The organism is Arcticibacterium sp. (assembly GCF_055134445.1).
Genome location: NZ_JBSRVI010000155.1, coordinates 1 through 6,723 on the forward strand (window position 1 = coordinate 1; position 6,723 = coordinate 6,723).

The 6,723-nt window shown below is 36.6% G+C and carries 9 protein-coding genes; 8 read left to right on the forward strand and 1 reads right to left on the reverse strand.

Annotated elements, in window-relative coordinates; genetic code table 11:
• The 3 genes from ACTBZY_RS19895 to ACTBZY_RS19905 form a co-directional block, all read left to right on the forward strand.
• A partial coding sequence (locus tag ACTBZY_RS19895; RefSeq protein ID WP_463048125.1) for an OsmC family protein occupies positions 1-273 on the forward strand: 273 nt, incomplete at its 5' end.
• Positions 274-317: 44 nt separating this feature from the next.
• Positions 318-419 (forward strand): DUF1272 domain-containing protein, encoded by a 102-nt coding sequence (locus ACTBZY_RS19900; protein ID WP_463048133.1) that lies wholly within the window; start codon positions 318-320, stop codon positions 417-419.
• Between the two features lie 124 nt (positions 420-543).
• Positions 544-900, forward strand: coding sequence for an iron chaperone (locus tag ACTBZY_RS19905; protein WP_463048126.1), 357 nt, complete (start codon positions 544-546; stop codon positions 898-900).
• Positions 901-1,052: 152 nt separating this feature from the next.
• Here ACTBZY_RS19905 and ACTBZY_RS19910 read toward each other — a convergent pair whose 3' ends face one another.
• Positions 1,053-2,105 carry a thioredoxin-like domain-containing protein gene (locus ACTBZY_RS19910; protein ID WP_463048127.1) on the reverse strand — a complete coding sequence of 351 codons (1,053 nt, stop codon included), beginning with the start codon at positions 2,103-2,105 and terminating at the stop codon, positions 1,053-1,055.
• Between the two features lie 647 nt (positions 2,106-2,752).
• On the opposite strand from ACTBZY_RS19910, the gene ACTBZY_RS19915 reads away from it, so the two are divergent.
• From ACTBZY_RS19915 to ACTBZY_RS19935, 5 genes are all read left to right on the forward strand, one after another.
• The gene (locus tag ACTBZY_RS19915; RefSeq protein WP_463048128.1) at positions 2,753-3,082 is read left to right on the forward strand and encodes an ArsR/SmtB family transcription factor; all 330 of its coding nucleotides are present in this window, start codon (positions 2,753-2,755) and stop codon (positions 3,080-3,082) included.
• A 43-nt stretch (positions 3,083-3,125) separates the two neighbouring features.
• Positions 3,126-3,743 (forward strand): arsenate-mycothiol transferase ArsC, encoded by a 618-nt coding sequence (locus tag ACTBZY_RS19920; RefSeq protein WP_463048129.1) that lies wholly within the window; start codon positions 3,126-3,128, stop codon positions 3,741-3,743.
• 1 nt (position 3,744) lies between these two features.
• On the forward strand, positions 3,745-4,788 hold the full coding sequence (gene arsB / locus ACTBZY_RS19925) for an ACR3 family arsenite efflux transporter (RefSeq protein ID WP_463048130.1): 1,044 nt from the start codon (positions 3,745-3,747) through the stop codon (positions 4,786-4,788).
• Between the two features lies 1 nt (position 4,789).
• Positions 4,790-5,515: a metallophosphoesterase family protein gene (locus ACTBZY_RS19930; protein WP_463048131.1), complete on the forward strand. Its 726-nt coding sequence runs from the start codon at positions 4,790-4,792 to the stop codon at positions 5,513-5,515.
• Positions 5,516-5,881: 366 nt separating this feature from the next.
• Positions 5,882-6,289, forward strand: coding sequence for an OsmC family protein (locus ACTBZY_RS19935; RefSeq protein ID WP_463048132.1), 408 nt, complete (start codon positions 5,882-5,884; stop codon positions 6,287-6,289).
• Positions 6,290-6,723 lie beyond the last annotated feature (434 nt).

Consider the following 6,723-nt stretch of genomic DNA (forward strand, 5'->3'; position numbering starts at 1 on the left):
TCCTGTCACATGTTGTGGTTTTTGCATTTATGCTCCGTAAGCCAAATCAATGTACTTGCTTATGTGGACAGACCTAAGGGCACCATGATAGAAAATAACGATGGCTCAGGAAAGTTTATCGAGATAACCCTGTGTCCAAGCATTACCCTAGAAAGTGAAGAAATGAAAGCCACGGCAGATAAGCTTCATAAAAAGGCTAACGAGTTTTGTTTTATAGCCCAATCTCTTAATTTTCCAATACATCATAAAGCCGACTACCATGTTGGATTTTAGACTTGGCTGAGAGAATTGTTAAAAAAAGCTATCGCCAAGAAGTTATGATATGCAGGTATGAATCTACTTTCTGTGTCAATCAAGTCTTACAAAACGTTTGTCCAAACTGTGGTGGTGCTTTTGAGAAAATGCCTTTACTTCAATAGAAATGACCATACAAACATCCAGCTAGCACAAAAATAGTATACCTGTAAATCAAGGAATAAACGAGATGAGTTCTTGTGAAAATTATATAAATATATAATTTCAGTAGTGCATAAACGCCAAACAATGAAAGGACATAAATTTCAAAGTACCGACGAATACATTGGCATGCAGGAAGAAAAGCTGCAGCCAATTTTAAAACAAATTCGTGCTATTTTGGCTAAAACTATTCCAGAAGCCGAAGAGGTGATTAGTTATAATATGCCCGCCATAAAATTCAAAAAGGTGCTGGTTTACTATGCTGTTACTAAAAAGCATTTGGGCTTTTATCCTACCTCCAGCGGTACGGCTGCTTTTGCCGAAGAGCTTGCTCCGTATAATCCTTCCAAAGGAACTATCCGTTTTCCCTTAGACAAACCACTTCCTGTTGATTTGATTATAGCCATTACTAAGTTTAGATATGAGGAAGTTTTGGCTTCTTAGGGTTTTTAAGGCGGTACTATTTAACTTTTTGCCCTTTTTGACACCATTTTCAACCGAACATGTGAAGCCTGGATACCGAATGGCATAACCATGAGGTCAAACAGTCTGCCGACAGGCAGGAAGACCTCGCGGAGCAAGGTATTGGAAAAATGTTACTTTTTATATTTTTGTTCAATAATTTCCATTGAATTACTATACCCCAAACTCACAATATTATAATTCTTGTCTATCAGGATATCAAATGGGATGCTTTTGAAATTGAAGTACTTTACTATTTGACTACGAAATGAATCCTTCTCAATCAATTGCAGCCATGTAATTCCGTCTTCTTCTATTGCTTTATGCCAAGCATCCAAATCCTCGTCAAGTGAGATATTAACAAAAGAAACATTAGAAGTATCTATTCTTTGTATTAGTTCAACAATTTTCTTGTTTGTACTTCTACATGGGCCACACCATGAAGACCAAAATTGAATAAAAGTCAAATTCTTAGTAGTATCAATAATTTCCGTTTCTATTCCCTTAGCATCAGGAATACTGAAGTTTATAATTTTTTTACCAGTAAAATTCGTTTGTCTTTCCGCAACAGAACTTTGAATCCAGGGGCCATAATTTAATCGCGATTTTTGAGCGTCAACAGGTAGTTTTGTAAGTAACTCTATGATTTTCTCATCATTCATTATCGAGCTTGACATAAACAGACCTAGTAAATTTAATCCACTCCAAGAATTTGGAAATTTGTCAATATGTTTTTCTGTTTTTAATACTAATCTATTTTTATGTTTCTGTTTTATATTCCCAAAATCTAGTTTCTTCCTATAATACTTTAAAATTTTATTCTCGTTTTTTGAAACTTTATTTCCCTTTATTCTATAAGGTGCTATTATCGGGTTTACGCGAGTTCCTTTTGAAAATTCTGGAACTTCTCGAAAGTTAGCAGTGATTGTTCCGCCATCCACAAATATGCCAAAAGGCAGAGTATACTCATCATTAACTATTATTCTTACTCCACCAGGTTCCTTAATTTTTCCCCTAATCTCAAATGTTCTATTTTCAATAATTATTTCATCAATTAGATAATTTTGACTTCTAGCAACACTTACTTTATCTAGCTTTTTACCGGAAAACTTACCTATTATTTGAAACCGTTCTTGACCAAATGTCAAAATCGTACTGAATAGAAAAAGAGCTGTGATTGTTTTCATTATTATTCTCAAATTAGTGGGATTATTATAGTCGAATTCCAGACTAGCATTAAGAAAATACGAGAATGGACATCGTCCATTATAATATAAAACGGCTTTCCCCATTCTCCAGAATTATTTCCCTTCTCTACATTTCTTGGTTCACTTAATTCATTTCTTGTTGTATTGTTTCAATTATGGAATTTACAACTAATACATTAGTCCACAAACTAATAAGTTAGTTTATCCAGTTATGTCTGCCGACAGGGAGGCCTTACCTTGCGTAAAATACCTTTCGGTATTAAAATCGATGGTTAAAATTTAATTACTCTAATTAATATAATCTAAGCGAAAACCACAGAAGTGATATCCTCAAAACATTACTAGATGATTATAAAGGCTATTCATGTCACAAACATTTTCAATAAAACTTTAGAAGCGGTCTGAAGACCGAATAACAGTTCCACGAGGTCAAAAAGACCTCACGGAGCGGGTTGTAGGGTATATTGAAGGGTAAAAAAACAGCTTCTTAGAAAATTAAAAGCCACGGAAGGATTCAATTGCTTCCTTGGCTTTTTTTGTTATACCGCATGCCATCAAAAATTCAAAAATAGTTTTGACTTCCAAACCCTTAATCGTAACATTGCGATTAAGTAATAAATATGGAAATGGGCTTAGCCAAAACAGAAATATTTTCAGACCAACAAAATGAAATCTCCATATACGCTAAAGTATTTGGGCATCCAGCAAGAGTGGCCATTCTGCAGCACTTGTTTGATATTAAAAGTTGTGTCTGCGGTGATTTAGTTCATGAAATTGGACTGGCACAGCCCACCATTTCCCAGCATCTTAAGGAGTTAAAACATTTAGGACTCATCAAGGGCAGCGTAGAAGGCACTAGTGTTTGCTACTGCATAAACACCGAAAACTGGACAAAAATGAAATCAATCATGATTGGTTTTTTTGATCAAGATATCCCTCAAGGGAATTGCTGTTAAATTCACCAATCGCAATAAATCATTCAAACTAATATTAATTATAATGGCCGTTTACCTTCCCATTCAAAAAACCATTCTAAGCCTGAAACCAGACCAAATTTCGGCGGAAAGAAAAACAATCCTAGCTCCTTTAGTGAGTTTCATTCAGGAAAAAGTTAAAACCAATGAAGAAATCCGCCTCAACTTCATATGTACCCACAACTCACGCAGAAGTCATTTATCGCAAGTATGGGCACAGACCATGGCCCATCATTTAGACATTAAAAACGTGTTTTGTTACTCGGGAGGTACCGAAAGTACAGCACTTTTCCCTATGGCAGCCGAGACACTTAAATACACCGGCTTCGACGTAAGAAAAATTGCAGAAACCGATAATCCCATTTACAGTATCAAGTACGGTGAAAACCAACATCCAGTTATAGGATTTTCTAAAAAGCTAGACAGCGATTTTAATCCTAACGCTGGTTTTGCAGCCATCATGACTTGCTCACAAGCAGACGGCGACTGCCCATTTATTGCTGGGGCAGAAAAACGAATTGCTGTAAATTATGACGACCCTAAAGCATTTGATAATACGCCTCAGCAGGCTGAAAAATATCAGGAGCGAAGCCTCCAAATAGCCACCGAATTATTTTACGTTTTCTCGCAAATCAAAGCTTAACATGAAAAAACTTAGTTTTCTAGACAGAAACCTCACATTATGGATTTTCGTAGCCATGGCTGTAGGGGTGGGAATAGGGTATTTTGTACCTACTTTTCCAGATGTCATTAATTCATTTAGCCGTGGAACCACCAATATTCCGATTGCCATTGGTTTGATATTGATGATGTATCCACCTCTGGCCAAAGTCAATTATGCCTTACTACCAAAGGTTTTCAAAAACACCAAAATACTTTCTATTTCCCTCATTTTGAACTGGATAGTTGGCCCAGTATTGATGTTCATTTTAGCCATCACTTTTTTGAGAGATTATCCAGAATACATGGTTGGTCTTATCTTAATAGGTTTAGCTCGTTGCATTGCCATGGTCTTGGTATGGAATGACTTAGCCGAAGGTAGCAGCGAATACGGAGCGGGATTAGTAGCTTTGAATAGTATTTTCCAGGTCTTTGCTTATAGCTTTTATGCATGGCTTTTCATCACGGTTCTTCCACCTTATTTCGGTTTTGAAGGTGCCATCGTAGATATTTCCATCGGAACTATTGCCGAAAGCGTCGCCATCTATTTAGGTATTCCTTTTCTATTGGGCATTTTAAGTCGATTGATTTTAGTCAAACTAAAAGGAGAGGCATGGTACACACAGAAATTTATCCCTACCATTTCGCCTATGACCTTAATTGCTCTTTTATTTACCATTTTGGTGATGTTTTCGCTTAAAGGTGAATTGATAGTACAAATCCCGATGGATGTTTTAATCATAGCCGTTCCCTTACTTATTTACTTCACACTTATGTTTATCATCGGCTTTTTTGTTACCAAAGCCATGGGAGCCGAGTATGACAAAACAGCTTCCGTAGCCTTTACTGCAGCAGGAAATAACTTTGAACTCGCCATTGCGGTTGCCATCGCCGTTTTCGGACTGAATTCAGGGCAAGCATTTGCAGGGGTTATTGGGCCTTTGGTAGAAGTTCCGGCTTTAATTCTTCTGGTGAAAGTTTCGTTTTGGTTGAAAAAGAAATACTACGATGCCCCAAAAACAGCTTAATATGAAAATCGCTTTCTTTTCAGACATACATGCCAATTTACCCGCTCTTGAAGCTTTTTTCAAGGATGTGGAATCCGAAAAGGTAGATGCCATATATTGTTTAGGAGATTTGGTGGGTTATAACGTTTGGCCTAACGAAGTGGTCCATGAAATTAGAAAAAGAGGTATTCCTACCATTATGGGAAATCATGATGAGGCCTTACTTAAGCCGGTTTCTTTAGAAGATAAACCTTCTAACAAAGGCTTGACCAGAACAATGGTCAGTGATGAAAATAGAGACTATCTCATCAATCTACCCAGACATTTAACGTTAAACTTTGTTACTAATAATGAACCTTTTAACCTGCTGATGGTACACGGAAGCGTAAAAGCCATTAATGATTATATGGTCGTTGATTACCCTGAGCAGGAAGTATTGAGTATGATGCGGGCATACCAAGCGGACGTACTCTTATGTGGTCATACCCACAAACCCTTTCATAGGATAATTCAGAACGACCAGACGTTCAAACATGTGGTGAATATTGGCTCTGTGGGTAAACCTAAAGATGGTGACCCAAGAGCTTGTTATGCTATTTTAGAATTGAATCAGTCTACTTCTTCTAAATCTGAAACTTTAAAAGTTTCCTTTTATAGAGTGGCGTATGATGTTGAAAAAGCAGCCAGAGCAATTGAAGATAGTGAATTTGACCTCGCATTTGCGGAAGCCTTGCGGATAGCTAAATAAACCCGCTTTATGCATTAGTAAATCTCTCGATTTTATCGGGACCGTAACGAAATTGCTTCCCATCGGCAAGCTGAAGGTAATACAAAACAGTTCACTTCGTCAGTCTCAGTGCAGGCGTAAACGCATTTAAATTCAATCACCTGAATCCTTCGACATTATCTCAGGGTAAACCGCTATCCTAATTTCCTTATAATTGTCTGATTTATTGCATTTTAAAACTCATAACAATTACCCAACGCATAATTCGGGTTTAAATGATTTTAGTCATATTTCCCTTTAGATTTCTATCGTAATATTGCAATTAAGCTTTCCATAAGCAGAGTTCCTTCCTACAACGACGTTTTGGTCCTCTTAAAATAGAAAAACATGAATTATCAAATTAAGGCTTCGTCTATCTCAAATAAGGATGCCATTATTCACATAAAGGATGCTGAGATAGATTTTGGCACGACCAAAAATTCAGCTAAAACCTTAGCAAATCCTGCTGAACTATTCTTGGGTTCATTTGCTGCGTGTATGCTGAAAAATGTAGAGCGGTTTTCGGAAATGCTGAAGTTTGAATACACAGAAGCCACGCTTCAGGTGAATGCCATTCGTCTTGAAAATCCTCCAAGGATGGACAACATAGCATACCGTTTGACTATCTACAGCAATGATAAAAACCTTAATCCTGCCTTGTTAAAAAAGAACCTTGAAAAATTTGGTACCATTTTCAATACCGTAAAACTATCTTGCACTATTTCTGGCACGGTTAACACCATGGAAAATGTTTGATGTTTATCTTAATTTAACCTGCTTTATTCATTAGAAAATCTCCCAATTTTATCGCGACCATAGCTAAATTGCTTCCCATTGGCAAGCTCAAGGTAAACCGCTATGCTAATCTCGTTTACATGTCTGATTTTTAAAATTCATTACGATTCTCCAAAGCATTAACCAGGTTAAAACATCTTTAACCGGAATGATACATTCTAACACCCTGCATTTTCATTTGAAATATGATGATGGTTTGGCTTTACCTCCTATCACAAGAATCATGTATTCAATTTGTTGGTGTCTAATAAAAGAAATCAACAAATTCACGCAGGTTTTTAAATCAATTGGCATCCAATCAATTAATCATTTGGAATTTTAATATTTCAAAATTAAAAAGTTGATTACAAGCCTACCTTCCTATATGCTGTTTTGTGCAATATAACAATGGGAAT